The sequence below is a fragment of the Mycobacterium sp. NGS58 genome, from assembly GCF_059812385.1.
In genome coordinates, this window is sequence record NZ_JCALCO010000012.1 from 135464 (window position 1) to 158045 (window position 22582).

Consider the following 22582-nt stretch of genomic DNA (forward strand, 5'->3'; position numbering starts at 1 on the left):
CATGCACAACATATAGAGCAGTCCGCCGCGAAATGCTCACCGTGACTTCGGCGGCGTGACCCGAGCCGGCTACGCCAGCCAGGCCGCGGAATCGGGTGGCAACTTCCCGTCCAGCAGCGGTGCGCTCGACAGCATCAGCTCGCCCGCCGGCAGGGGCACCGGCGATTCGCCGCCGTTGAGCGCGCAGACCAGCCCGCCGGGACGCCGGAAGATCACCGCATCGCCGGACGCATCCACCCACTCGACGCCCGCACCGTCGAATTCCGCGCGGCGCTTTCGCAATTCGAGTGCCCGCTTAAAGAACGACAAGGTGGAGTCAGGGTCGCCGCTCTGCTTCTCGACGGTCAGCGCCGCCCATTGCGCGGGCATCGGCAACCACGTCTCGGACGACGACGAGAATCCGAACGGGGGCTCCTCGCCCGACCACGGCATCGGCACCCGGCACTTGTCGCGGCCCCGCTCGGTATGTCCGGACCGTTCCCAGGTCGGGTCCTGCAGCACTTCCTCGGGCAGATCCAGCACGTCGGGCAGGCCCAGTTCTTCGCCGTTGTAGAGGAACACCGTGCCCGGCAGGGCCAGCATGGCCATCGCCATGGCCCGGGCCCTGCGCAGCCCGACGTCGCCGCCGCCGTAGCGAGTCACCTCGCGTTCCACGTCGTGGTTCGACAAGGTCCAGGTCGGGACGGCGTCATAAACCGCGGTCGCCGCGAGCGAGTTCTCGATCGCGTCACGGATTTGGCCGGCGTCGAAATCGATCTTGGTCAACCGGAAATTGAAGCCCAGGTGCAGTTCATCGGGCCGCAGATACTCGGCCCACAGCTGGTTGTCCATCACCCACACCTCGCCGATGGTCACCGCTTCGGGGTACTCGTCGACGACCTTGCGGATCTTGCGGTGGATGTCGTGTACGCCCGCGTTGTTGAAACGCGGGTCGTCGTCGGTGTGGCTCAACACCTTGACGTCTGCCTCGGCGTCGGGCAGGCCGGGTGGCTTGGCCATCCCGTGCGCCACGTCGATGCGGAAGCCGTTCACCCCGCGGTCCAGCCAGAACCGCAGCGATGTCGCGAAGTCCTCGAAAACGTCGGGGTTCTCCCAGTTCAAGTCCGGCTGCTCGGCGTCGAAGAGGTGCAGGTAGTACTGGCCGGGGTTGCCGTCCGGCTCGACCACCCGCGTCCAGGCGGATCCGCCGAAGACCGACGTCCAGTTGTTCGGCGGCAGCGCCCCATCGGGCCCCTTGCCGTCGCGGAAGTGGTAGCGCTCCCGGGCGTCCGTACCCGGGCCGGCGGCCAGCGCCGCCTGAAACCACGGGTGCGCAGAGCTGGTGTGGTTCGGCACCACGTCCATGGTGATCTTGATGCCCCGCTGGTGCGCCGCGGCGATCAGCCGATCGATCGCGGGCAACCCGCCGAACAATGGGTCGATGTCGCGCGGATCGGCGACGTCATAACCGTGGTCGGCCATGGGTGAGACGGTGACCGGGCTGAGCCAGATCGCATCGGCTCCGAGTCGCTCCAGGTGATCCAGACGGGCGACGACTCCGTCGATGTCACCGACCCCGTCACCGTTGCTGTCGGCAAACGATCGCGGATAGACCTGGTAAAAGACCGCGTTCGACCACCATGCTGCGGGGCTCATGCTGCTCCGTTCGGTTGCGAGGTATCTAGAAGGGCGAGTTGACCAATGAGTCGGCAGCCATTTCCAGGTAATTGAGCAACTCGCGACGGTGCTCATCGTCGAGCGTCTGCGAATCGATCGACGCAACGGCGGTGTGCATGCACCGCAGCCACGCATCGCGCGCCAGGGGAGTGATCCGGAACGGCACGTGACGCATCCGCAGCCGGGGATGTCCGCGCCGGTCGGAGTAGGTGCGCGGGCCGCCCCAGTACTGCTCGAGGAACATTCGCAAGCGTTCCTCGGCGCCCTCGAGGTCGTCCAGCGGGTACAAGTCCCGCAGGATCTCGTCTTCGGGAACCTGAGCGTAAAAGCGGGACACGATCGCGTGGAAGGTCTCGGCGCCGCCGACCGCGTCGTAGAAGGACTCTGTCACCTGATCCATCGCCGTCCATTGTGGTGCATCCTCGCGGCGGCATGCGGAGGCGGCTTCGCCCCATGCCTGGTGTTCACCGGATCGACACGGCGTTCACCTGCGATAGGGTGCGTTTGGCAGCGAATCATGGTGGACTGTTCGCGGAGGATCTATGGCGCAGGGCAAGAGACGCCGCAGCCACCGCAGTCAGGTAGCCGCGGCAGGGTCAACCGGACCCACAACCGCGTCGTCGCTGCATAGTGTTGAGATCCATCCCCCCGCCCGTGCCGAGGGTGCTTCCATTTGGAGTCGCCGGCGGGTCCTGCTGCTGAACTCCACCTATGAGCCGCTGACCGCGCTGCCGCTGCGGCGTGCGATCGTCATGGTGATCTGCGGAAAGGCCGACGTGGTCCACCACGACCCGGCCGGCCCCGTCATCCACTCGGCGACCCGCTCGATCGTGGTGCCCTCGGTGATCCAACTGCGGTCCTACGTCCGGGTTCCCTACCGGGCGCGCGTCCCGATGACCCGCGCCGCGCTAATGCACCGCGACCGGTTCTGCTGCGCCTACTGCGGCGCGAAGGCGGACACCGTCGACCATGTGCTGCCTCGCAGCCGCGGCGGCGACCATTCGTGGGAGAACTGTGTCGCATGCTGCTCCACCTGCAACCACCGCAAGGGCGACAAGCTGCTCAGCGAGCTCGGCTGGGCGCTGCGCCGCCCGCCGCTGCCGCCTACCGGTCAGCACTGGCGGCTGCTGTCGACGGTCAAGGAACTGGATCCGGCGTGGGCCCGCTATCTCGGCGAGGGCGCGGCCTGATCGGCAATCTGGTGTCCGGTCGCGCCGCCAGATCGCTTCGTGGGATACGGTTTGCGTCGTGAGCCCTATGCATGTCCATCTGTTCATCGTCGGAATACCGCTGTTGCTGGTGATTACGCTGTCGGTGCTGATCTGGTCCCACAAGGGACCCCACCCAGCCGCCTACAAGTTGGGCGAGAAGTGGACGCATCCGCCGATCTTGTGGGCCGCCACCGGCGAAGACGTCGGCCACGCCCACGGCGGGCATGGTGGGCAGGGTAGGTCGGAATTCGCAGTCGGAGGTGGCGCCAGTGGCACGTGGTGAGGTAGCGACGAAGGAGCCCGCCGAGCTGCCCCACGGCTCGGTGATCACCACGAGCGGACGGATCTCCGGCGTCACCGAGCCGGGTGAACTGTCGGTGCAATTCCCGTTTTCGACCAAGGACCTGGTCGCCGTGGACGATGCGTTGAAGTTCGGCTCACGGGCGTCCAAGACGCGCTTCGCGATCTATCTGGGCGACCTGGGCAGCGACACCGCCGCGCGGGCCCGCGAGATCCTGGCCGACGTGCCGACGCCGGACAACGCGGTGCTGCTGGCCGTCTCGCCCGACCAGAAGGTCATCGAGGTGGTGTACGGCACGCAGGTTCGCGGCCGCGGCGCCGAGACGGCCGCGCCGCTGGGCGTCGCCGCAGCATCTTCGGCATTCGAGCGCGGTGACCTGGTCGACGGCCTGGTCAGCGCGATTCGCGTGCTGAGCGCCGGGATTTCGCCGGCCTAGCCGGTACCTCTGCTGTGGGGGCTCAGCCCTCGCCGGCGTCGTATCGGCGCGCCCGCAACGAACGCTTCACTCCGGCCTGGCCCTCGAGCACGAGGCGCCGCAACGCGGCGGGCACTTGTGGGTCGGACAGGAACTTGTCCGCGGCGGCGATGCCGTCATCGCTGATGTCCCAGTGCGGGTACAGGCCGATTACGACGGTCTGGGCCACCTCGCTGGACCGGCGCGCCCAGACTCCGGAGATCGCCTCGAAATAGCGCGCGGTGAACGGCTTGAGCAACCCGGCCTGCCCGGGCGGGGCGATGCCCGCGATGATCGATCGAGCGGTGATGTTCGCCAGGGTGTCGTCTTCGACCACCGTCGTCCAGGCCGCGTCCTTGACCGGCAACTGAGGTCGAGCAGTTGCGGCCTGGGCGCCGTGGCGCTTGCCGGCGGCGGTCGGGTCGCGATCAATCTCGGCATCGATGAACGGCGTCGCGGGCCCGTCGGCGTCGACCTCGCCCGCGGTGGCCAGCGCCGTCACGATCCGCCACCGCAGGTCCGTGTCGACTTCGAGGCCGGCGAGCCCCGACTCGGCGGGGTCACGGTCGAGCAAGCCCGCCAGCGTCGCAACGTGACCGGCCGACAGCACCGACGAGCACAGTGTGTTGACGAAGGCGAGTTGGTGATCCGAGCCGGGCTGCGCGCCACGCGCCAGCTCGAGCAACCGGTCGGCGAACATCGGCCACCCGTGCTCGTGCGCCCAACCCTGTTCGGCGTACGACGTCAGGGCGGTCTGCGCCTGCAGCAACAGCCGCTGTGCGACGCCCACCTCGGACTCGGCGTGCACGCCGCCCATCACCAGGGCCACGAAATCGCGTGCGCGCAATTCTGCCTCGCGCGTCATCTCCCAGGCGGCCGACCAGACCAGCGACCGCGGCAGCGGCTCGGCGATGTCGGAGATGCGCTCCAGCGCGGTCCGCAGCGACTCGGCGTCCAGCCGCAACGAGCAATAGGTCAGGTCGTCGTCGTTCACCAGCACCAGCCGGCCCCGCGAAACACCAACCAGCGCAGGAACTTCCGTGACTGTGCCCTCGACGTCGAGTTCCTCGCGGTGCGTCCGCACCAGCTTCCCGGTTCCGTCGTCGTCGTAGATCCCGACCGCCAGCCGGTGCACCCGGGTCTCGCCCGCACCCGGCGTCGCGCCACTCTGAGTCACCGCGAACCGGGTGAACTTGCCCTCAGCGCCCGGGCCGTCGACGTCGAACTCTGCCCGCAAGGTGTTCAGTCCGGTCGTTTTCAGCCACTGCTGGCCCCAGTCGGACAGATCACGCCCGGAAGCCTGCTCCAGGGCGGCGACCAGATCGTCGAACGTGGCGTTGCCGAAGGCGTGGGCGCGGAAGTAATCACGCAGCCCGGCCAGGAAGTGCTCCAACCCCACGTAGGCGACGAGCTGCTTGAGCACCGAAGCGCCCTTGGCATAGGTGATCCCGTCGAAGTTCACCTCGACCGCGGCCAGGTCGGGGATGTCCGCGGCGATCGGGTGCGTCGAAGGCAACTGATCCTGCCGGTAGGCCCACGACTTCTCGACGGTCGCGAACGTCGTCCAGGCCTCAGTGAATTCGGTTGCCTCGCTTTGGCACAGCACCGATGCGAAGGTCGCGAACGACTCGTTCAGCCACAGATCGTCCCACCACGCCATGGTGACGAGATCCCCGAACCACATATGCGCCATCTCGTGCAGCACGGTCTCGGCGCGCCGCTCGTAGGAGGCCCGGGTGACCTTGCTGCGAAAGACGTAGTCCTCGAGGAATGTGACCGCGCCCGCGTTCTCCATTGCGCCGGCGTTGAATTCGGGGACGAACAGCTGATCGTATTTCCCGAATGCGTAGGGCATGCCGAAGCTCTTGTGGTAGAAGCCGAATCCCTGCTTGGTCTGGGTGAACAACCGCTCGGCGTCCATGTGCTGGGCCAGCGAGGACCGGCAGAAGATGCCCAGCGGTATTTCGCCGTGCTCGTCGGTATAGGTGTTGTTCCACTCGGCGTATGGGCCGGCGATCAAGGCGACCAGGTAGGTGCTCATCCGCGGCGTGGTGGCGAAGGTGTGCAGGCCGTCGTTCACCGACACCGTCGCGCCGTTGGAGATCACCTTCCAGTGCGTGGGCGCTGTCACCCGCACGTCGAATGTCGCCTTCAGGTCGGGCTGGTCGAAGCACGCGAACATTCGCTTGGCATCGGCGGTTTCGAATTGCGAGTAGAGATAGGTCTCGTTGTCGACCGGGTCGACGAATCGATGCAGACCCTCACCGGTGTTGGAGTAGCGGCAGTCCGCATCGACCACGACGACGTTGCGGTCGGCCAGGCCCGGCAGCGGGACACCCGTCGCCTCGTCATAGCCGGAGACGTCCAGATTGCGGCCGTTGAGCGTGGCGCTGCGGATGGTGTCCGCGGCGATGTCGATGACCGAGTCGGCGCCGGCGAGCGCGTCGAACACCACCGTGGTGACCGAGCGGAAGGTCCGTTCGCCGGGGGCGCCGGAGCCGTCGGTGAGATCGAGGTCGATCTGATAGCTGGCGACCGTGATCAGGGCGGCGCGCTCGACGGCTTGTTCGCGGGTGAGGTTGGGGAGAGCCACGTGTCCAACTTACGGGTCGGGCAAATCGGGAACAGGATGTAGACGCCTACGGTTGTGCAGATCAGACTTTCAACCGAGGAAAGGATCCGCCATGCCTGAGACCGCCGCCGCGAAGAACAAAGCCGATTTCTGGTTCGACCCGCTGTGTCCGTGGGCGTGGATCACCTCGCGCTGGATCCTCGAGGTGGAGAAGGTCCGCGACATCGACGTCAACTTCCACGTGATGAGCCTGGCGGTGCTCAACGAAAATCGTGAAGATCTGCCCGAGGAATACCGCGAACGGATGGCGAAGGCGTTCGGGCCGGTGCGGGTGGCGATCGCCGCCGAGCAGGCCCACGGGGCCGAGGTGCTGCGGCCGCTGTACACCGCGATGGGAACGCGGATCCACAACGAGGGCAACAAAGAGCTCGAGGACGTGATCAAGCTGGCGCTTGCCGACGCGGGTCTGCCGGCGGAGTTGGCAGAGGCCGCGAACAGCGACGAGTATGACGAGGCGCTGCGCAAGAGCCACCACGCCGGCATGGACGCGGTGGGCGACGACGTCGGCACACCGACCATTCACGTCAACGATGTGGCGTTCTTCGGGCCGGTGCTCTCCAAGATCCCGCGCGGTGAAGAAGCGGGCAAGCTGTGGGACGCCTCGGTCACCTTCGCGTCCTACCCGCACTTCTTCGAGCTCAAGCGCACGCGCACCGAGAAGCCTGAATTCGACTAGATCGGTCGGGCGGCGATCCCGCGGGATCGCCGCCACCGGCCCGGCCGGGTGGCTGTGTAAGGATTGCGGGCATGCGCGTCTACCTCGGCTCTGACCACGCCGGATTCGAGCTCAAGCAGCAGATCATCGATCACCTCAAAAAATCCGGGCACGAGCCGATCGATTGCGGTGCCTTCAGCTACGACGCGGAAGACGACTACCCGGCCTTCTGTATCGCCGCCGCGACGCGCACCGTCGCCGATCCGGACAGCCTCGGGATCGTGCTGGGCGGGTCGGGCAACGGCGAGCAGATTGCCGCCAACAAGGTCCCCGGCGCCCGTTGCGCGCTGGCCTGGAGCGTCGAAACGGCGGCGCTGGCCCGTGAACACAACGACGCCCAGCTGATCGGCATCGGCGGTCGCATGCACACCGTGGCTGAGGCGCTGGCCATCGTCGATGCCTTCTTGACCACGCCGTGGTCGAAAGCCGAACGCCACCAACGGCGTATCGACATCCTCGCCGAATACGAACGCACCCACCAAGCCCCGCCGGTGCCCGGCGCGGCGGGTTGACGCCGGAAAGGTCTGCGCGTGCCCGAAGGGCATACCCTGCACCGGTTGGCCCGGCTGCACCAACGCCGTTACGCCGGCGCTCCCGTCGCGGTGTCCAGCCCACAGGGCCGCTTCGCTGACTCGGCCGGCGTGGTCGACGGCCGCGTGCTGCAGCGCACCAGCGCGTGGGGCAAACACCTGTTCCACCACTACACCGGCGGACCGATCGTGCACGTGCATCTCGGGCTGTATGGCGCCTTCACCGAATGGGAGCGGCCCGCCGACGGGATGTTGCCCGAGGCGGTCGGGCAGGTGCGAATGCGCATGATCGGCACCGATCACGGCACCGATCTGCGTGGCCCGACGGTGTGCGAGGTCATCGACGAGGGTCAGGTCAGCGTCGTCCTGGCGAGGCTGGGCCCCGACCCGCTGCGCGCCGACGCCGATCCATCGTGGGCGTGGAAGCGGATTGCCAAGTCCCGCAGGCCCATTGGCGGGTTGCTGATGGATCAGACAGTGATGGCCGGTGTGGGCAACGTCTACCGCAGCGAGTTGCTGTTCCGCCACCGGATCGACCCGTTCCGGCCCGGCCGCGACGTCGGCGAGGACGAGTTCGATGCGGCCTGGACCGATTTGGTCGCGTTGATGAAGGTCGGGTTGCGCCGGGGCAAGATCATCGTGGTGCGGCCCGAACACGACCACGGCGCGCCGTCGTATCGGCCCGATCGGCCCCGCACCTACGTCTATCGGCGTACCGGCGAACCCTGCCGGGTATCGGGCGATCCGATCCGGACGACGGTGCTGGAGGGCCGGAATGTCTTCTGGTGCCCGACATGCCAAAAGTGAGCGCGCGGCGGGCCGTCGCACCCGCAGTGGTACGTGGCGCGATCCGGACTCCCGGGTACTGCCGGCACGAAACACCGGCGTCAATTGTTTAGCCGAAGCATCGATGTGGGTAGAAATGATCGCGTGAAGACACTTCCACGTTTGGCCGCAACGGCTCTCGCAATCGGCGGGCTGGGTTTGGCGGGCTTGGGCGTCGCAACCGAGGCGCAGGCTCACCCCGGACCCTTCCCGCAATGGTGCCCGGGTGAGTGGTGGGACCCGGGCTGGGGCAATAACTGGGACTGGAACAACTGCCACGACTGGCATCACGAGGGATGGGGACCGGGTAATCCCGATTGGGACCGCGACCACCCGCGCGGCCAGTGGGGTCCGGGCGGCCCCGGCCAGTGGGGTCCGGGCGGACCGCCGCCGCCCCCCGGCTGGCACCCCTGATCCGATAGCTCGTCAACCAAACGCGCCCTGCCATACCCGGCGGGGCGCGTTTGCGTGGAGCTCTAGATGACTCCCAGCACGGAGTAGACCTCGTTGGACAGCGCCAGACTGCGGGGGTCGGCGTTGGCCTTGGTCGCGTCGAAGTGATTGGCCACGTACCCGTAGCCGATGCGGTGCTCGAGGTCGACGAAGCCGAACGAGCCGCCCAGGCCGCCGTGGCCGAAGATCCGGGGGTTGGGCCCGTTGACGCGCCGCTGGTTGAGCATGTAACCCAGCCCCCATCCGTGATCGGCGACCCGCGGCCCCAGCACCAGATCGGTGTCCAGCCCGCCCCGGCACACCCGCACCAGATCCATGTGCTCGCGGCTGAGCACCTTCTCCTGCGCGAGCGCGTTGTAGAACGTCGCCAACCCCAGCGCCGAAACCTGCCCGTTGGTGCCGGGGAACTCAAGAGCTCGCCAGCGGTCGAGGTCGTAGGAGCTGACCTCGTCGTCCGGCGCGAATCCCATCGCGACCGCCAGCCCGGCCTTCGGGTGATCGGCCAGGCTGGTCGGGCTGCCCGGGATGTGCGTCAGCAAGTCGCGCATATGCGGCTTGTTGACGCGCTCGGCACAGCGGGCCTGGTCGGCGGGGGACAGGCCGATGTGAACATCGGCTCCTATCGGTTCGGCGATCTCGGCGCGCAGGTAATGGCCGATGGTGCGCCCGGTCACCCGGCGAAACACCTCGCCGAGGATGAAACCGAAGGTGGTCATGTGGTAACCCTGGGCGGTACCGGGCTCCCACCACGGTTCGGCGGCGACCAGCTGGTCGCAGACGTAGTCCCAGTCGCATACCTGTTGCCAGCTCATCGGGACGCGCGGACCGATCACCCCCGATCGGTGGCTCATCACCATCGCCAGCGTGATGTCTTGTTTGCCCGCCCGGGCGAACTCGGGCCAGTAGTGCGCGACGGGCGCCTGCAGGTCCAGCTCCCCGCGGTCGGCGAGTTGGTGCACGCAGGTGGACGACAGGCCCTTGGTGCCCGACAGCACGGTGGTCAGGGTGTTGCGCTGCCACGGCCGGGTGCGGGCCGCGTCGGCCCAGCCACCCCACAGGTCGACGACCAGAGTCCCGTCGACCCACACGGCGACGGCCGCGCCGACTTCATCGCCGTGGGTGAAATTGCGCTCGAACGCGTCGCGAACGCCGACGAAGTCCGAGGCGCACGAGCCATGGATTGACGCGTCGGTCTTCAGGTCGCTCATGGCGCCTTTCTATCGAGCAGATAGTTAGCCCGAGCGGGCGACGGGAATCGAACCCGCGTAGCTAGTTTGGAAGACTAGGGCTCTACCATTGAGCTACGCCCGCATGCATTCAGTCGAGCGTGACTGTAGCTGGCGACAAAGATCAAATCTAATCGACTCGGTTTTGTGATCGCTCCGTGAGGTCTGCGACGTCGCTGCGAAGCCCGTGGCCAACCCGGTTTTCAGGGGCCTTAGGATCATCGAGGTCAGCGCGGGGTGTAGCGCAGCTTGGTAGCGCATCCGCTTTGGGAGCGGAAGGCCGCAGGTTCAAATCCTGTCACCCCGACCAGCACGACCGGCCCGGTGCCCTGAGCAGGACCCACCGGCGCCAATGACGAGCAACGAACGAGCATTGAGGAGCACACCCGTGAAGAGCACCGTCGAGCAGTTGAGCCCCACCCGGGTGCGCATCAACGTGGAGGTCCCTTTCTCGGAACTCGAGCCCGACTTCCAGCGGGCCTATAAGGAGCTGGCCCGGCAGGTGCGACTGCCCGGCTTCCGGCCGGGCAAGGCGCCGGCGAAGTTGCTGGAGGCGCGGTTCGGTCGCGAGGCGATGCTCGATCAGGTCGTCAACGAGGCGCTGCCCGCGCGGTACGGGCAGGCCGTCGCCGAGTCGGAGGTGCACCCGCTGGGCCAGCCCGAGATTGAGGTCACCAAGAAGGAGTACGGCGGCAAGCTGGCCTTCACCGCCGAGGTCGACGTCCGCCCCAAGCTCACCCTGCCGGACCCCGGCGCGCTCAAGGTTTCGGTGGACCCGATCGAGGTCAGCGACGACGACGTGGACGCCGAACTGCAGTCTCTGCGAGCCCGATTCGGCACCCTGACGGGTGTTGACCGACCGGTCGCCGACGGTGACTTCGTCTCGATCGACCTGTCGGCCACCATCGACGGCGAAGAGATCCCGGGCGCCGCCGCGCAAGGTCTGTCCCACGAGGTCGGCTCGGGCCGGCTCATCGCGGGCCTGGACGACGCCCTGATCGGTTTGTCCGTCGACGAACCCAAGGAGTTCACCGCGCAGCTGGCGACCGGCGAGCACGCGGGCAAGGACGCGCAGGTGACCGTGACGGTCAAGTCGATCAAGGAACGTGAGCTGCCCGAGCCCGACGACGAGTTCGCGCAACTGGCCAGCGAGTTCGACACCATCGAGGAGCTCAGGTCCAACCTGCGCGAGCAGGTCGGCCGCACCAAGCGGGCTCAACAAGCCGAAAACATTCGCGAAGCCGCCCTCGACGCCCTGCTCGAGCAGGTCGACGTGCCGCTGCCGGAAGCGATCGTCAAGGCCCAGGTCGACAGCGCCCTGCACAACGCCCTGCACAGCCTTGACCACGACGAGTCCAAGCTCGAAGAAGTGCTGGCCCAGCAGGGCAAGTCGCGCGAAGAGTTCGAGACCGAGACGCGCACCGCCGCCGAGACGGACGTCAAGCGCCAGCTCCTGCTGGACGCCTTGGCCGACGAGCTGCAGGTCCAGGTTGGCCAAAACGACCTGACCGAGCGGCTGGCCGCCACGTCGCAGCAATACGGCATTGAGCCCCAGCAGCTGTTGGCCTACCTGCAGGAGAACAACCAGCTGCCGGCCATGTTCGCCGATGTGCGCCGGTCGCTCGCCATCGCCGAGGTGATCCGGGCGGCGACCGTCACCGACACCGCCGGAAACGCCATCGACACCAGTGAATTCTTCGGCGAGAGCTCGGAGGGCGACGAGGCCGAGGCGGCTGGCGAACCTGAGCAGGCCGAGTCCGAAGCCGTCGACGCAGGGGAGTGACCGCGCCATGACGCTGTGAGCGAACGTGCCCGTTTCAGGGGTGCGCGGCCGCGAAACAGCGGGCTCGGTTGGTTAGTGTCGTGAATACAGATCTCGAGAAAGCAGGTAACCCCGTCGTGACTGACATGCGTTCAAACTCGCAGGGTCTCAACCTCACGGACTCGGTCTATGAGCGCTTGCTGTCCGAGCGCATCATCTTCCTGGGTTCGGAGGTGAGCGACGAAATCGCCAATCGGCTGTGCGCGCAGATACTGCTGCTCGCCGCCGAGGACGCCACCAAGGACATTTCGCTGTACATCAATTCGCCGGGCGGATCGATCAGCGCCGGGATGGCGATCTACGACACCATGGTGCTGGCGCCGTGTGACATCGCCACCTACGCGATGGGCATGGCCGCCTCGATGGGTGAGTTCTTGTTGGCCGCAGGCACCAAGGGCAAGCGGTACGCGTTGCCGCACGCTCGCATCCTGATGCACCAGCCGCTCGGCGGCGTGACCGGTAGCGCGGCCGACATCGCTATCCAGGCAGAGCAGTTCACGGTCATCAAGAAGGAGATGTTCCGGCTCAACGCGGAGTTCACCGGCCAGTCGATCGAGCGCATCGAGGCGGATTCCGATCGCGACCGCTGGTTCACCGCGCAGGAAGCCCTCGAGTACGGCTTCGTCGACCACATCATCACCCGCGCCGCACACATCACCAATGGAGAAGCCCAGTGAACCCCGAAACCCAGCCCCAGGCGCGCTACATCCTGCCGTCGTTCATCGAACACTCCAGCTTCGGGATCAAGGAGTCCAATCCCTACAACAAGCTGTTCGAGGAACGCATCATCTTCCTCGGTGTCCAGGTCGACGACGCGTCGGCGAACGACATCATGGCCCAGCTGCTGGTGCTCGAATCGCTGGACCCCGACCGGGACATCACGATGTACATCAACTCGCCCGGCGGGGGCTTCACCTCGCTGATGGCGATTTACGACACCATGCAGTACGTGCGCGCCGACATCCAGACGGTGTGCCTCGGTCAGGCCGCCTCGGCGGCGGCGGTGTTGCTGGCCGCCGGGACGCCGGGCAAGCGCATGGCACTGCCCAACGCCCGGGTGCTCATTCACCAGCCGTCGCTGCAGGGCGTGATCCAGGGGCAGTTCTCCGATCTGGAGATCCAGGCCGCCGAGATCGAGCGCATGCGCACGCTGATGGAGACCACGCTGGCCCGCCACACCGGCAAGGACGCCGCGACGGTCCGCAAGGACACCGACCGGGACAAGATCCTGACCGCCGAAGAGGCCAAGGATTACGGAATCATCGACACCGTGCTGGAGTACCGGAAGCTTTCGGCGCAAAGCGCCTAGCGTCTTCGGCCCAGTTCGGCGATATCGGCGGGCCCGACCCGGCAGCATCCGCCGACGATCCGCGCCCCCGCCGCGACCCATTCGGCCGCGAGGTCAGCGTTCAATCGCGACGGACCGATCCAGGTGCGCCGCAACGCGTCCCAGCGCTCGCCGCTGTTCGGGTACACGATGACCGGCTTCCCGACGACCGCCGCGCCCGCAATGGCGGGCAACACATCGCTGGGCGCGCAACAGTTCACCCCGATCGCGACGATCTCATCGACGCCGGCCGCCACCGCGAACGCGTCGGCCAGCGGTTGCCCGGCGCGGGTACGGTCGCCGTCGATGGTGTAGCTCAGCCAGGCCGGCTTCCCGACCGATTCGACCAGCTCGACGAGGGCCTGCGCTTCGTCGGCGTCGGGCACGGTTTCGCACGCGAGCACGTCCGCGCCGGCGTCGGCCAGGATTTCCAGGCGTGGCCGGTGCCATCGCGCCAAGGCCGCGACCGACAGACCGTAGCGTCCGCGGTACTCCGATCCGTCGGCCAGCGCCGCGCCGTACGGACCGATCGATGCGGCGACGAGCAGGCCGTCGACCGCGGCTTCGTCCCGTGCCGCCTTGGCGAGTTCGACGCTGCGGCGTAACAGCACGGTGGTCTCGCGCGAATCGAATCCGCGGGCGGCGAAGCCCTCGAACGACGCCTGGTAGCTGGCCGTCGTCGCGATCGTGGCCCCGGCGTGAAAGTAGGCGGCATGCACAGCGGTGATGTCCTGCGGGGCGTCTGCGAGCAGCCTCGCCGACCAGAGCGCATCGGAGAGGTCATGGCCTCGCGCCTCCAGCTCGGTGGCCAAGCCGCCGTCGAGCAGCACGGATCCGCTGGGCCATTCGAAGCCCACAGCCAAACCCACGCCGCCACTGTAGGGTGATTTCCTGGGGGGCCGCTCAGGCCTCGCGTGATCTTTGGCGTTGGTTGGCACCTCCACCGGAAGCAGGGTCGTAGGCCCGGTTGGCCTCGGCCGCGTTACGACCGCGACACGCCAAGGACACGCAAAGCGCGTCTTTGGCGAGTGACGGGCACCGTCTGGCTATATGTTTCATCCATACGGACATGCACGAATACCACCGACGCGATTCGGCCCTTATGGTCGCGTCGGGCCCGATCGAACGGGTAGCGTCGATTAATACATCCGGGCACAGGCAAGACCAACGGCGAACAGGAAGTAGGCCCTCAGCACCATGGCGCGCATCGGAGACGGCGGTGACCTGCTGAAGTGCTCGTTCTGCGGGAAGAGCCAGAAGCAGGTCAAGAAACTCATTGCTGGCCCGGGCGTGTACATCTGCGACGAATGCATCGATCTCTGCAACGAGATCATCGAAGAGGAGCTCGCCGACGCCGACGACGTGAAGCTCGATGAACTTCCCAAGCCGATCGAGATCCGGGAGTTCCTCGAGGGATACGTCATCGGGCAGGACACTGCCAAGCGGACGCTGGCCGTGGCCGTCTACAACCATTACAAGCGGATCCAGGCGGGTGAAAAGGGCCGGGACTCGCGGCACGAGCCGGTGGAGCTGACCAAGTCCAACATCTTGATGCTCGGACCGACCGGCTGCGGCAAGACCTACCTGGCCCAAACGCTCGCCAAGATGCTCAACGTCCCCTTCGCCATCGCCGACGCCACCGCCTTGACCGAAGCCGGTTACGTCGGTGAAGACGTCGAGAACATTTTGCTCAAGCTGATCCAGGCCGCCGACTACGACGTCAAGCGTGCCGAGACCGGCATCATCTACATCGACGAGGTCGACAAGATCGCCCGCAAGAGCGAGAACCCGTCGATCACCCGCGACGTCTCCGGAGAAGGCGTCCAGCAGGCCCTGCTGAAGATCCTGGAAGGCACCCAGGCCTCAGTTCCCCCGCAGGGTGGCCGCAAGCACCCGCACCAAGAATTCATTCAGATCGACACCACCAACGTGCTGTTCATCGTCGCCGGGGCCTTCGCGGGCCTGGAGAAGATCATCTATGAGCGCGTCGGAAAGCGCGGCCTGGGTTTCGGCGCCGAGGTGCGCTCGAAGGCCGAGATCGACACCACCGATCACTTCGCCGAGGTGATGCCCGAAGACCTGATCAAATTCGGTCTGATCCCCGAGTTCATCGGCCGGCTGCCGGTCGTCGCCTCGGTCACCAACCTGGACCGCGAGTCGTTGGTCAAGATCCTGTCCGAGCCGAAGAACGCGCTGGTCAAGCAGTACACACGACTGTTCGAGATGGACAATGTGGAGCTCGAATTCAGCGACGACGCTCTTGAAGCCATCGCTGACCAGGCGATCCACCGCGGCACCGGGGCCCGTGGCCTGCGGGCCATCATGGAAGAGGTCCTGCTGCCGGTGATGTATGACATCCCGAGCCGCGACGACGTCGCCAAGGTTGTGGTGACCAAGGAGACCGTCCAGGACAACGTGTTGCCGACGATCGTGCCGCGCAAGCCGTCCCGTTCGGAGCGTCGGGACAAGAGCGCCTAACTAGACCCTGAAGCACAACGGCATCCCGAGCGACGCCGTTCCTCGGCGTCTTGCGCACGGCCTGGACCTGCTGAATTTTCTGCTGGCCGACGTCCGCGACGGGTTGGGCCCGTACCTGTCGATCTACCTGCTGCTGACCCATCATTGGGATCAGCGGTCGATCGGCTTCGTCATGGCGGTCGGCGGCATCGGAGCGATCGTGGCCCAGGGTCCGGCCGGTGCCTTGGTGGACAGGAGCACGGCCAAGCGTGCGCTGATCATCGGCGGCGCGCTGACGATCACCGTGGCGTCGTTGGCGATGCCCTTGTTCCCCGGGTTCTATTCGATCTCGGTACTGCAGGCGCTCACCGGAATCGCCGGATCTGTCTTCGCTCCCGCATTGGCCGCGATCACCCTGGGCCTGGTCGGCTCCCGTCGATTCTCCCGGCGGATCGGACGTAACGAGTCGTTCAACCACGCCGGAAACGCCTGCGCCGCGGCGATTACCGGCGGACTGGCCTACGTGTTCGGACCGGTGGTCGTGTTTTGGGTGCTGGCTGTCATGGCGGCCGCCAGCGTGTTTGCGACACTGTGGATTCCGGGTGATGCGATCGACCACGACGTGGCCCGCGGCATGGACCATTTCCCGGGGGAACCGCACCCGACTCCGTTCCGGCTCACCGCGCTGCTGGGCAATCGGCGGCTGATGATCTTCGCCGTGATTGTGATCGCGTTCCACTTCGCCAATGCGGCCATGTTGCCGCTGGTCGGTCAGCGCCTGGCCTTGCACAACAAAGACGTCGGCACCGCGCTGATGGCCGGCTGCATCGTGGCCGCGCAGGTCGTCATGGTGCCGGTGGCCTACCTCGCGGGGGCCAAGGCCGATTCGTGGGGGCGAAAGCCGATCTTTCTGGCCGGATTCGCGGTCTTGGCCGCCCGCGGATTCCTCTACACGTGCTCGGACAACTCCTACTGGCTGGTGAGTGTGCAACTGCTCGACGGCGTCGGCGCCGGCGTGTTCGGCGCTCTGTTTCCCCTGGTCGTGCAGGATGTCACGCACGGAAGCGGTCGATTCAACATCAGCTTGGGAGCGATAACGGCCGCGACCGGCATCGGCGCCGCGGTGTCGAACCTCGTCGCGGGCTGGATCGTCGTCGCGGCCGGCTACAACGCCGCGTTCGCCTTCCTGGGTGCCCTCGCCGCGGCCGGCTTCATGCTGTATCTGATCGCGATGCCCGAAACGGCGGCGAGGAAATCCGGCGCCGAAATCGCGGCTGCCGGAGACCGGCACGGTATGGGCGACAGTAGCTAACGCGCAAGACGTGACCAACAACACAGTTTGGTTTTGTACTGGCCAGTAGCCCTGTGCTGACTTCGGCTTTTCCCGACAAAACGGCGGCGTGCCACGCATAAGGGACCGCCATACAACCCTCAAAGAAATGCCATAATTGATACCGGCAGTGACATAAAGCGCGAGTGCGCTGGGGCCGCTCCGACGGCGCGTAACCTGGAACGTCGGCGGAGTATCTGTCCGGTGAGCAAAGTGGAGGGCAACGACGTGGATCCGAACGGCAGCGGAGCCGCATCAGACTCACATGGTGCTTCCCCCAACGGATCTGCCCGTCAGCGCCTCGAACAAGTCGTCATTCGCTTCGCCGGCGACTCCGGCGACGGCATGCAGCTCACCGGAGACCGGTTCACGTCCGAAGCGGCGCTTTTCGGCAACGATCTGGCGACCCAGCCCAATTACCCCGCAGAGATCCGCGCCCCTGCAGGCACCCTGCCCGGCGTCTCGTCCTTCCAGATCCAGATCGCCGATTACGACATCCTGACCGCCGGCGACCGGCCCGATGTTCTGGTCGCCATGAATCCCGCTGCGCTCAAAGCCAATATCGGCGACCTGCCGCGCGGTGGAATGGTGATCGCCAACTCCGACGAGTTCACCAAGCGCAACCTGACCAAGGTGGGCTACGTCACCAATCCGCTCGAGACCGACGAATTGTCGGATTACGTGGTGCATTCCGTCGCGATGACCACGCTGACGCTCGGCGCCGTCGAGACGATCGGCGCCACGAAGAAGGACGGGCAGCGCGCCAAGAACATGTTCGCGCTGGGCCTCTTGTCGTGGATGTACGGGCGGCCGATCGAAACCAGCGAGAAGTTCATCCGGGAGAAGTTCGCCCGCAAGCCCGAGGTCGCCGAGACCAACGTGCTGGCGCTGAAGGCGGGTTGGAACTACGGCGAAACCACCGAGGCTTTCGGCACCACCTATGAGGTGTCCCGGGCGACCCTGCCGTCGGGCGAATACCGCCAGATCTCGGGCAACACCGCGCTGGCGTACGGCATCGTGGCGGCGGGCCAGCTGGCCGATATCCCGGTCATGCTCGGCAGCTACCCGATCACACCGGCCTCCGACATCCTGCACGAGCTGTCCAAGCACAAGAACTTCAACGTCATCACCTTCCAGGCCGAGGACGAGATCGGCGGCATCTGCGCGGCGATCGGCGCCTCGTACGGCGGTGCGCTGGGCGTGACCACCACCTCCGGCCCGGGCATCTCGCTGAAGTCCGAAGCGCTCGGGCTGGCCGTGATGACCGAGCTGCCGTTGCTCGTTGTGGACGTGCAGCGCGGCGGGCCCTCGACCGGCCTGCCCACCAAGACCGAACAGGCCGACCTGTTGCAGGCGCTGTTCGGTCGCAACGGCGAGTCACCCGTTGCGGTGCTGGCGCCGCGCTCACCCTCGGACTGCTTCGAGACCGCGCTCGAGGCGGCGCGCATCGCGGTGTCGTACCACACCCCGGTGATCGTGTTGTCCGACGGCGCGATTGCCAATGGGTCGGAGCCGTGGCGCATTCCGGACGTCAGCACGCTGCCGAGCATCACGCACACCTTCGCCAAGCCGGACGAGCCGTTCCAGCCCTACGCGCGCGACCCGGAGACGCTGGCCCGGCAGTTCGCGGTGCCCGGCACCCCCGGCCTTGAGCACCGCATCGGCGGCCTGGAAGCGGCGAACGGGTCGGGCAACATCTCCTATGAGCCGGTCAACCACGACCTCATGGTGCGGCTACGGCAGGCCAAGATCGACGGGATCTCGGTCCCCGATCTGGAAGTCGACGATCCGACCGGCGACGCCGAGCTGCTGCTCATCGGCTGGGGCAGCTCCTACGGCCCGATCGGTGAAGCCTGCCGGCGCGCGCGGCGCAAGGGCATCAAGGTGGCGCACGCACACCTGCGTTACCTCAACCCGTTCCCGGCCAACCTCGGTGAGGTGCTGCGGCGCTACCCGCAGGTGGTCGCGCCGGAAATGAACCTGGGCCAGTTGGCGTTCCTGCTGCGCGGCAAGTATCTGGTGGACGTGCAATCGGTCAGCAAGGTGCAGGGTGTCGCCTTCCTGGCCGACGAGATCGGCCGCGTCATCCGCGCCGCGTTGGGCGGGACGCTGGCCGAAGTCGAGAACGACAAGACGATGGTCGCCAGAATGGCGGCAGCAACGGTTGGAGCCGGCGCATGAGCTCAACGGGCTTGGCCGGCAACAACAGAGAGCGAAGCGATGAGGAGGAGCGACGCTCGTGACTGACGTAATCGGCAATTTGGCGGGCAAAGACCTCGGTGTGACCGCGAAGTTGACCAAAAACGACGGGGTCCCCACGTTGTCTTCTGAGGACCAGCCGCAGAAGTCCAAGGACTTCACCAGTGATCAAGAGGTCCGCTGGTGCCCGGGCTGCGGGGATTACGTCATCCTCAACACCATCCGCAACTTCCTGCCCGACCTCGGGCTGCGCCGCGAGAACATCGTGTTCATCAGCGGCATCGGCTGCTCGAGCCGGTTCCCGTATTACCTAGAGACCTACGGTTTCCACTCGATTCACGGCCGCGCGCCGGCCATCGCCACCGGCCTGGCACTCGCCCGCGAGGACCTCTCGGTGTGGGTCGTCACCGGCGACGGCGACGCCTTGTCGATCGGCGGTAACCACCTCATCCACGCGTTGCGCCGCAACGTCAACATCACCATTCTGCTGTTCAATAACCGGATCTACGGCCTGACCAAGGGTCAATACTCGCCGACATCGGAGGTCGGCAAGATCACCAAGTCGACCCCGATGGGATCGCTGGATCACCCGTTCAACCCGGTGTCGTTGGCCCTGGGTGCCGAGGCGACCTTCGTCGGCCGCGCGCTGGACTCTGACCGCAACGGGCTGACCGAGGTGCTGCGCGCCGCCGCCGGGCACCGGGGCGCCGCCGTGGTCGAGATCCTGCAGGATTGCCCCATCTTCAACGACGGCTCGTTCGACGCACTGCGCAAGGAAGGCGCCGAGGAGCGGGTCATCAACGTTCGACACGGCGAGCCAATTGTGTTCGGCGCCAACGGCGAATACTGCGTGGTGAAGTCGGGCTTCGGGTTGGAGGTGGCCAAGACGGCCGACGTGTCGGTCGACGAGATCGTGGTGCACGACGCGCACAGCGACAACTCGGCCTACGCCTTCGCCCTGTCGCGGTTGTCGGACCAGAACCTCGAACACACCGTGCTGGGCATCTTCCGCAACATCAGCCGGCCCACCTACGACGACGCTGCCCGCTCGCAGGTCCAGGCGGCCCAGTCCGCGAAGGCGTTCGACTCCGCCGCGCTGCAATCGCTGTTGCGCGGGCGCGACACCTGGACCGTCGACTGACGTGGGCGACCAGGTACTCGACACAGTGGAGCATGCCGTGTCGCTAGCAGGGGTAGTGCTGGCCGGCGGTGAATCGCGGCGCATGGGCCGCGACAAAGCCACCCTGCCCGGCCCTGGGGGCGCCGCCACGCTCCTCGAATATGTCGTCGGGGTGCTCGCGCAGCGCTGTGAGCCGGTTTTCGTGGTGGCCGCGCCGGGGCAACCGTTGCCGGCCGTCCGGGCGAAAGTCATCCGCGACGAGGTGCGCGGCCAGGGGCCGCTGCCTGCGACCGGACGTGGGCTGCGGGCGGCCGCGGAGGCGGGCGCCCGGTACGCCTTCGTCTGCGCCGTCGACATGCCGCTTCTGTCTGCGGACTTGATCGACGATTTGGTGCGCCTGGCCACCGAGACCAACGCCGAGATTGTGCTGCCGTGGGACGGTCGAAGCCACTACCTGGCCGCGGTGTACCGCACCGATCTGGCCGAGCGGATCGACAGCCTGGTCGCCGGCGGTGCCCGCTCGATGCGCGCGTTGATCGACGCCTCGGACGCGCAGCAGATCGTGCTGCCGGAATCGCGCTTTTTGGCCAACGTCAACACGGAGAGCGACCTGCTCGCTCTGGCGCAGTCGCGGAGCTGAAGGGCGCCGGGCTGATCGCGCGACGGACTTCACTTGGTCGCAATTCGGCGAATTCGGCGCCCCGAATAAAATCGCGCTGAAAAACGGCATCCGTCGCTTCTTATTATTTCCGCAATGGTCATTGCGTAATTTCGCAACGACGTAGCGGCCCCGGGTAATCTAAAGCTCGGCGACCGCTGGCCGTGATCTGTTGCGGCGGTGGTGATTTCAACGATTAGCGGAGCCGTTTCCGATTTGGACATAGGGAGATGCGGCCGGGCTCTGACATAGAAACGTCGGCCATCTCAGCAAAATCGGGGTTGCAATGAGCGCATTCGCCCATGTGGATAGCGGTCATCCGAAGTGGGCGTCGCTACGCTGCCCCCATGAAGAGGGCTCCACGGGGGATCTCGGCCGAAAGGCCTTGCAGTCGTGAGTGATTGAATGAAAAACGTTATTTATCAAGCGAATACATCGATTCTGCCCATTCGGCAGACAAGGCTCGGTCACACGATGATGCGCTATCGAATTGCGCTGGTGCGCAGCGTAACTCGATAGAGACCTAGTGTTCCCCTGTCCGGCGCTTCCCTGGAAGCCTTGAAGTGGGCGTATCTTGCGGTACGTTTTGCGGGTTCTCGGCGGGGGATCCGGATCCGTTGAAGCGCTGGCGAATCGGCTCGCAGTGCCGCAAATAAACGTGCGCCAGCTCACAAAACGCCAGTGATTCGGCTCACCATCTGTTTGGCTGATTCTATCGGCCGTTGCTTCTGGAAACGCAGTGATGACCTGCATAAATGGACTCGCGGCCGCGGCGTGATCGGCCTGTTATCGAAACGAGATATCCGTTTTCGAAGATGACGAACGCGCCGACGTTCTCTACGGTCCCTGTTAGCCCACAACGGGTTACGGAAGAGTAATCAAATAATTGAATCCACGGACCCGCGTGCGAGCGGCGCCACGGACGGCGAAAGCCCGACCGTGGTCGGTGGGTAACACCCGCCGGGCAGACTTGGCCCGCCGCTGCCGTGCCTGACCCAGACGGCACGTTTCAAAGCAGGCATCAACCAGACAGCTTCAGCCCACATCCGTGGGCTTGCTTTGGCGCGCGCACCGCGAAAGGAACAATTTTGAAGAACGTCCGAAAGACGCTCATTCTTGCCGCGGTCACGGGCACGCTCGTGACCATCCCATCGGCCACCGCTCACGCGGATGAGGTGCCGGCGGGCTTCGACCCGAACGCACCGGCCGTCGGGCCTGCCCCCGACGCTCCGCCGCCGCCGGCTCCCGACGCCCCGCTGCCGCCGGCTCCCGACGCTCCGCCGCCGCCGGCTCCGGACGCTCCGCCGCCGCCGGCTCCCGACGCTCCGCCGCCGCCGGCTCCGGACGCTCCGCCGCCGCCGGCTCCGGACGCTCCGCCGCCTGGACCGGACGTCCCGCCGCCTCCCGTCCACCGGGCGTACAGCGTGAACTGGGATGCGATCGCGCAGTGCGAGTCGGGTGGCAACTGGGGGATCAGCACCGGTAACGGCTTCTCCGGTGGCCTGCAGTTCACCCCGAGCACCTGGCGCGCCAACGGTGGGTCGGGTTCCCCCTCCGGCGCGAGCCGCGAGGAGCAGATCCGGGTCGCCGAGAACGTGTTGCACTCGCAGGGCATCGGCGCCTGGCCGGTCTGCGGACGCCGCGGCTAGGCTGCAGCCGAAATCGA

21 protein-coding genes and 2 tRNA genes are annotated in these 22582 nt (G+C 66.4%); 17 read left to right on the forward strand and 6 right to left on the reverse strand.

Annotated features, from left to right (window positions below):
- Nucleotides 1-69 precede the first annotated feature (69 nt).
- Both AC5Y4H_RS13910 and AC5Y4H_RS13915 read right to left on the reverse strand, forming a co-directional pair.
- Nucleotides 70-1635, reverse strand: a complete 1566-nt coding sequence (locus AC5Y4H_RS13910) for a glycoside hydrolase family 13 protein (protein ID WP_499982548.1) — start codon at nucleotides 1633-1635, stop codon at nucleotides 70-72.
- A gap of 25 nt (nucleotides 1636-1660) precedes the next feature.
- Nucleotides 1661-2047: a globin gene (locus AC5Y4H_RS13915; protein WP_499982585.1), complete on the reverse strand. Its 387-nt coding sequence runs from the start codon at nucleotides 2045-2047 to the stop codon at nucleotides 1661-1663.
- Nucleotides 2048-2198: 151 nt separating this feature from the next.
- Between AC5Y4H_RS13915 and AC5Y4H_RS13920 the strand changes: the two genes are divergently transcribed.
- The 3 genes from AC5Y4H_RS13920 (at nucleotide 2199) to AC5Y4H_RS13930 (ending at nucleotide 3604) form a co-directional block, all read left to right on the forward strand.
- Nucleotides 2199-2846 (forward strand): HNH endonuclease, encoded by a 648-nt coding sequence (locus tag AC5Y4H_RS13920; RefSeq protein ID WP_499982550.1) that lies wholly within the window; start codon nucleotides 2199-2201, stop codon nucleotides 2844-2846.
- Nucleotides 2847-2913: 67 nt separating this feature from the next.
- Nucleotides 2914-3150 carry an aa3-type cytochrome oxidase subunit CtaJ gene (gene ctaJ, locus AC5Y4H_RS13925; protein WP_499982587.1) on the forward strand — a complete coding sequence of 79 codons (237 nt, stop codon included), beginning with the start codon at nucleotides 2914-2916 and terminating at the stop codon, nucleotides 3148-3150.
- Complete coding sequence (locus tag AC5Y4H_RS13930) at nucleotides 3137-3604, forward strand: DUF5130 domain-containing protein (RefSeq protein ID WP_499982552.1); 468 nt, start codon at nucleotides 3137-3139, stop codon at nucleotides 3602-3604. The genes ctaJ and AC5Y4H_RS13930 overlap by 14 nt, the downstream gene beginning before the upstream one ends.
- Nucleotides 3605-3626: 22 nt before the next feature.
- Here AC5Y4H_RS13930 and pepN read toward each other — a convergent pair whose 3' ends face one another.
- Nucleotides 3627-6215 (reverse strand): aminopeptidase N, encoded by a 2589-nt coding sequence (gene pepN / locus AC5Y4H_RS13935; RefSeq protein WP_499982553.1) that lies wholly within the window; start codon nucleotides 6213-6215, stop codon nucleotides 3627-3629.
- A gap of 91 nt (nucleotides 6216-6306) precedes the next feature.
- Between pepN and AC5Y4H_RS13940 the strand changes: the two genes are divergently transcribed.
- The 4 genes from AC5Y4H_RS13940 to AC5Y4H_RS13955 all read left to right on the forward strand — a co-directional run bounded on the left by AC5Y4H_RS13940 (nucleotide 6307) and on the right by AC5Y4H_RS13955 (nucleotide 8738).
- Complete coding sequence (locus AC5Y4H_RS13940) at nucleotides 6307-6930, forward strand: mycothiol-dependent nitroreductase Rv2466c family protein (protein WP_499982555.1); 624 nt, start codon at nucleotides 6307-6309, stop codon at nucleotides 6928-6930.
- A 71-nt stretch (nucleotides 6931-7001) separates the two neighbouring features.
- Nucleotides 7002-7481, forward strand: a complete 480-nt coding sequence (locus AC5Y4H_RS13945; RefSeq protein ID WP_499982557.1) for a ribose-5-phosphate isomerase — start codon at nucleotides 7002-7004, stop codon at nucleotides 7479-7481.
- Between the two features lie 18 nt (nucleotides 7482-7499).
- A complete protein-coding gene (locus tag AC5Y4H_RS13950; RefSeq protein WP_499982558.1) occupies nucleotides 7500-8306 on the forward strand; it encodes an Fpg/Nei family DNA glycosylase in 807 nt (268 codons plus the stop codon).
- 123 nt (nucleotides 8307-8429) lie between these two features.
- Nucleotides 8430-8738, forward strand: a complete 309-nt coding sequence (locus AC5Y4H_RS13955; RefSeq protein ID WP_499982560.1) for an Mtp family mycobacterial-type pilin — start codon at nucleotides 8430-8432, stop codon at nucleotides 8736-8738.
- A 62-nt stretch (nucleotides 8739-8800) separates the two neighbouring features.
- Here the strand turns inward: AC5Y4H_RS13955 and AC5Y4H_RS13960 are convergent, their stop codons facing one another.
- On the reverse strand, nucleotides 8801-9985 hold the full coding sequence (locus AC5Y4H_RS13960; RefSeq protein ID WP_499982562.1) for a serine hydrolase domain-containing protein: 1185 nt from the start codon (nucleotides 9983-9985) through the stop codon (nucleotides 8801-8803).
- Nucleotides 9986-10017: 32 nt separating this feature from the next.
- Nucleotides 10018-10088, reverse strand: a tRNA-Gly gene (locus tag AC5Y4H_RS13965).
- A gap of 148 nt (nucleotides 10089-10236) precedes the next feature.
- Here AC5Y4H_RS13965 and AC5Y4H_RS13970 point away from each other — a divergent pair.
- The 4 genes from AC5Y4H_RS13970 (at nucleotide 10237) to clpP2 (ending at nucleotide 13134) form a co-directional block, all read left to right on the forward strand.
- Nucleotides 10237-10313 (forward strand) — tRNA-Pro (locus tag AC5Y4H_RS13970).
- Between the two features lie 78 nt (nucleotides 10314-10391).
- The gene (gene tig, locus AC5Y4H_RS13975) at nucleotides 10392-11786 is read left to right on the forward strand and encodes a trigger factor (RefSeq protein ID WP_499982564.1); all 1395 of its coding nucleotides are present in this window, start codon (nucleotides 10392-10394) and stop codon (nucleotides 11784-11786) included.
- A gap of 125 nt (nucleotides 11787-11911) precedes the next feature.
- The gene (gene clpP1 / locus AC5Y4H_RS13980) at nucleotides 11912-12502 is read left to right on the forward strand and encodes an ATP-dependent CLP protease proteolytic subunit ClpP1 (protein ID WP_007774150.1); all 591 of its coding nucleotides are present in this window, start codon (nucleotides 11912-11914) and stop codon (nucleotides 12500-12502) included.
- Nucleotides 12499-13134: an ATP-dependent CLP protease proteolytic subunit ClpP2 gene (gene clpP2, locus AC5Y4H_RS13985; RefSeq protein ID WP_067171181.1), complete on the forward strand. Its 636-nt coding sequence runs from the start codon at nucleotides 12499-12501 to the stop codon at nucleotides 13132-13134. The genes clpP1 and clpP2 overlap by 4 nt, the downstream gene beginning before the upstream one ends.
- Here clpP2 and mmuM read toward each other — a convergent pair.
- On the reverse strand, nucleotides 13131-14021 hold the full coding sequence (mmuM, locus tag AC5Y4H_RS13990; protein WP_499982566.1) for a homocysteine S-methyltransferase: 891 nt from the start codon (nucleotides 14019-14021) through the stop codon (nucleotides 13131-13133). The genes clpP2 and mmuM overlap by 4 nt on opposite strands.
- Before the next feature lie 328 nt (nucleotides 14022-14349).
- On the opposite strand from mmuM, the gene clpX reads away from it, so the two are divergent.
- From clpX to AC5Y4H_RS14020, 6 genes are all read left to right on the forward strand, one after another.
- Nucleotides 14350-15630: an ATP-dependent Clp protease ATP-binding subunit ClpX gene (gene clpX / locus AC5Y4H_RS13995; protein WP_499982568.1), complete on the forward strand. Its 1281-nt coding sequence runs from the start codon at nucleotides 14350-14352 to the stop codon at nucleotides 15628-15630.
- 22 nt (nucleotides 15631-15652) lie between these two features.
- Nucleotides 15653-16921, forward strand: a complete 1269-nt coding sequence (locus AC5Y4H_RS14000) for an MFS transporter (protein WP_499982589.1) — start codon at nucleotides 15653-15655, stop codon at nucleotides 16919-16921.
- Nucleotides 16922-17167: 246 nt separating this feature from the next.
- Nucleotides 17168-19120, forward strand: coding sequence for a 2-oxoacid:acceptor oxidoreductase subunit alpha (locus AC5Y4H_RS14005; RefSeq protein ID WP_499982591.1), 1953 nt, complete (start codon nucleotides 17168-17170; stop codon nucleotides 19118-19120).
- 58 nt (nucleotides 19121-19178) lie between these two features.
- Nucleotides 19179-20279: a 2-oxoacid:ferredoxin oxidoreductase subunit beta gene (locus AC5Y4H_RS14010; protein WP_499982570.1), complete on the forward strand. Its 1101-nt coding sequence runs from the start codon at nucleotides 19179-19181 to the stop codon at nucleotides 20277-20279.
- 25 nt (nucleotides 20280-20304) lie between these two features.
- On the forward strand, nucleotides 20305-20898 hold the full coding sequence (gene mobA / locus AC5Y4H_RS14015) for a molybdenum cofactor guanylyltransferase (RefSeq protein WP_499982594.1): 594 nt from the start codon (nucleotides 20305-20307) through the stop codon (nucleotides 20896-20898).
- 1106 nt (nucleotides 20899-22004) lie between these two features.
- A complete protein-coding gene (locus AC5Y4H_RS14020) occupies nucleotides 22005-22565 on the forward strand; it encodes a transglycosylase family protein (RefSeq protein ID WP_499982573.1) in 561 nt (186 codons plus the stop codon).
- Nucleotides 22566-22582: the final 17 nt, after the last annotated feature.

Excerpts from the sequence above, each read along its gene's own strand:
- AC5Y4H_RS13910 (WP_499982548.1), bottom strand. The coding sequence starts at position 1,635 with ATGAGCCCCGCAGCATGGTGGTCGAACGCGGTCTTTTACCAGGTCTAT.
- AC5Y4H_RS13920 (WP_499982550.1), top strand. The coding sequence starts at position 2,199 with ATGGCGCAGGGCAAGAGACGCCGCAGCCACCGCAGTCAGGTAGCCGCG.
- ctaJ (WP_499982587.1), top strand. The coding sequence starts at position 2,914 with ATGCATGTCCATCTGTTCATCGTCGGAATACCGCTGTTGCTGGTGATT.
- AC5Y4H_RS13940 (WP_499982555.1), top strand. The coding sequence starts at position 6,307 with ATGCCTGAGACCGCCGCCGCGAAGAACAAAGCCGATTTCTGGTTCGAC.
- AC5Y4H_RS13945 (WP_499982557.1), top strand. The coding sequence starts at position 7,002 with ATGCGCGTCTACCTCGGCTCTGACCACGCCGGATTCGAGCTCAAGCAG.
- AC5Y4H_RS13960 (WP_499982562.1), bottom strand. The coding sequence starts at position 9,985 with ATGAGCGACCTGAAGACCGACGCGTCAATCCATGGCTCGTGCGCCTCG.
- clpP1 (WP_007774150.1), top strand. The coding sequence starts at position 11,912 with ATGCGTTCAAACTCGCAGGGTCTCAACCTCACGGACTCGGTCTATGAG.
- clpX (WP_499982568.1), top strand. The coding sequence starts at position 14,350 with ATGGCGCGCATCGGAGACGGCGGTGACCTGCTGAAGTGCTCGTTCTGC.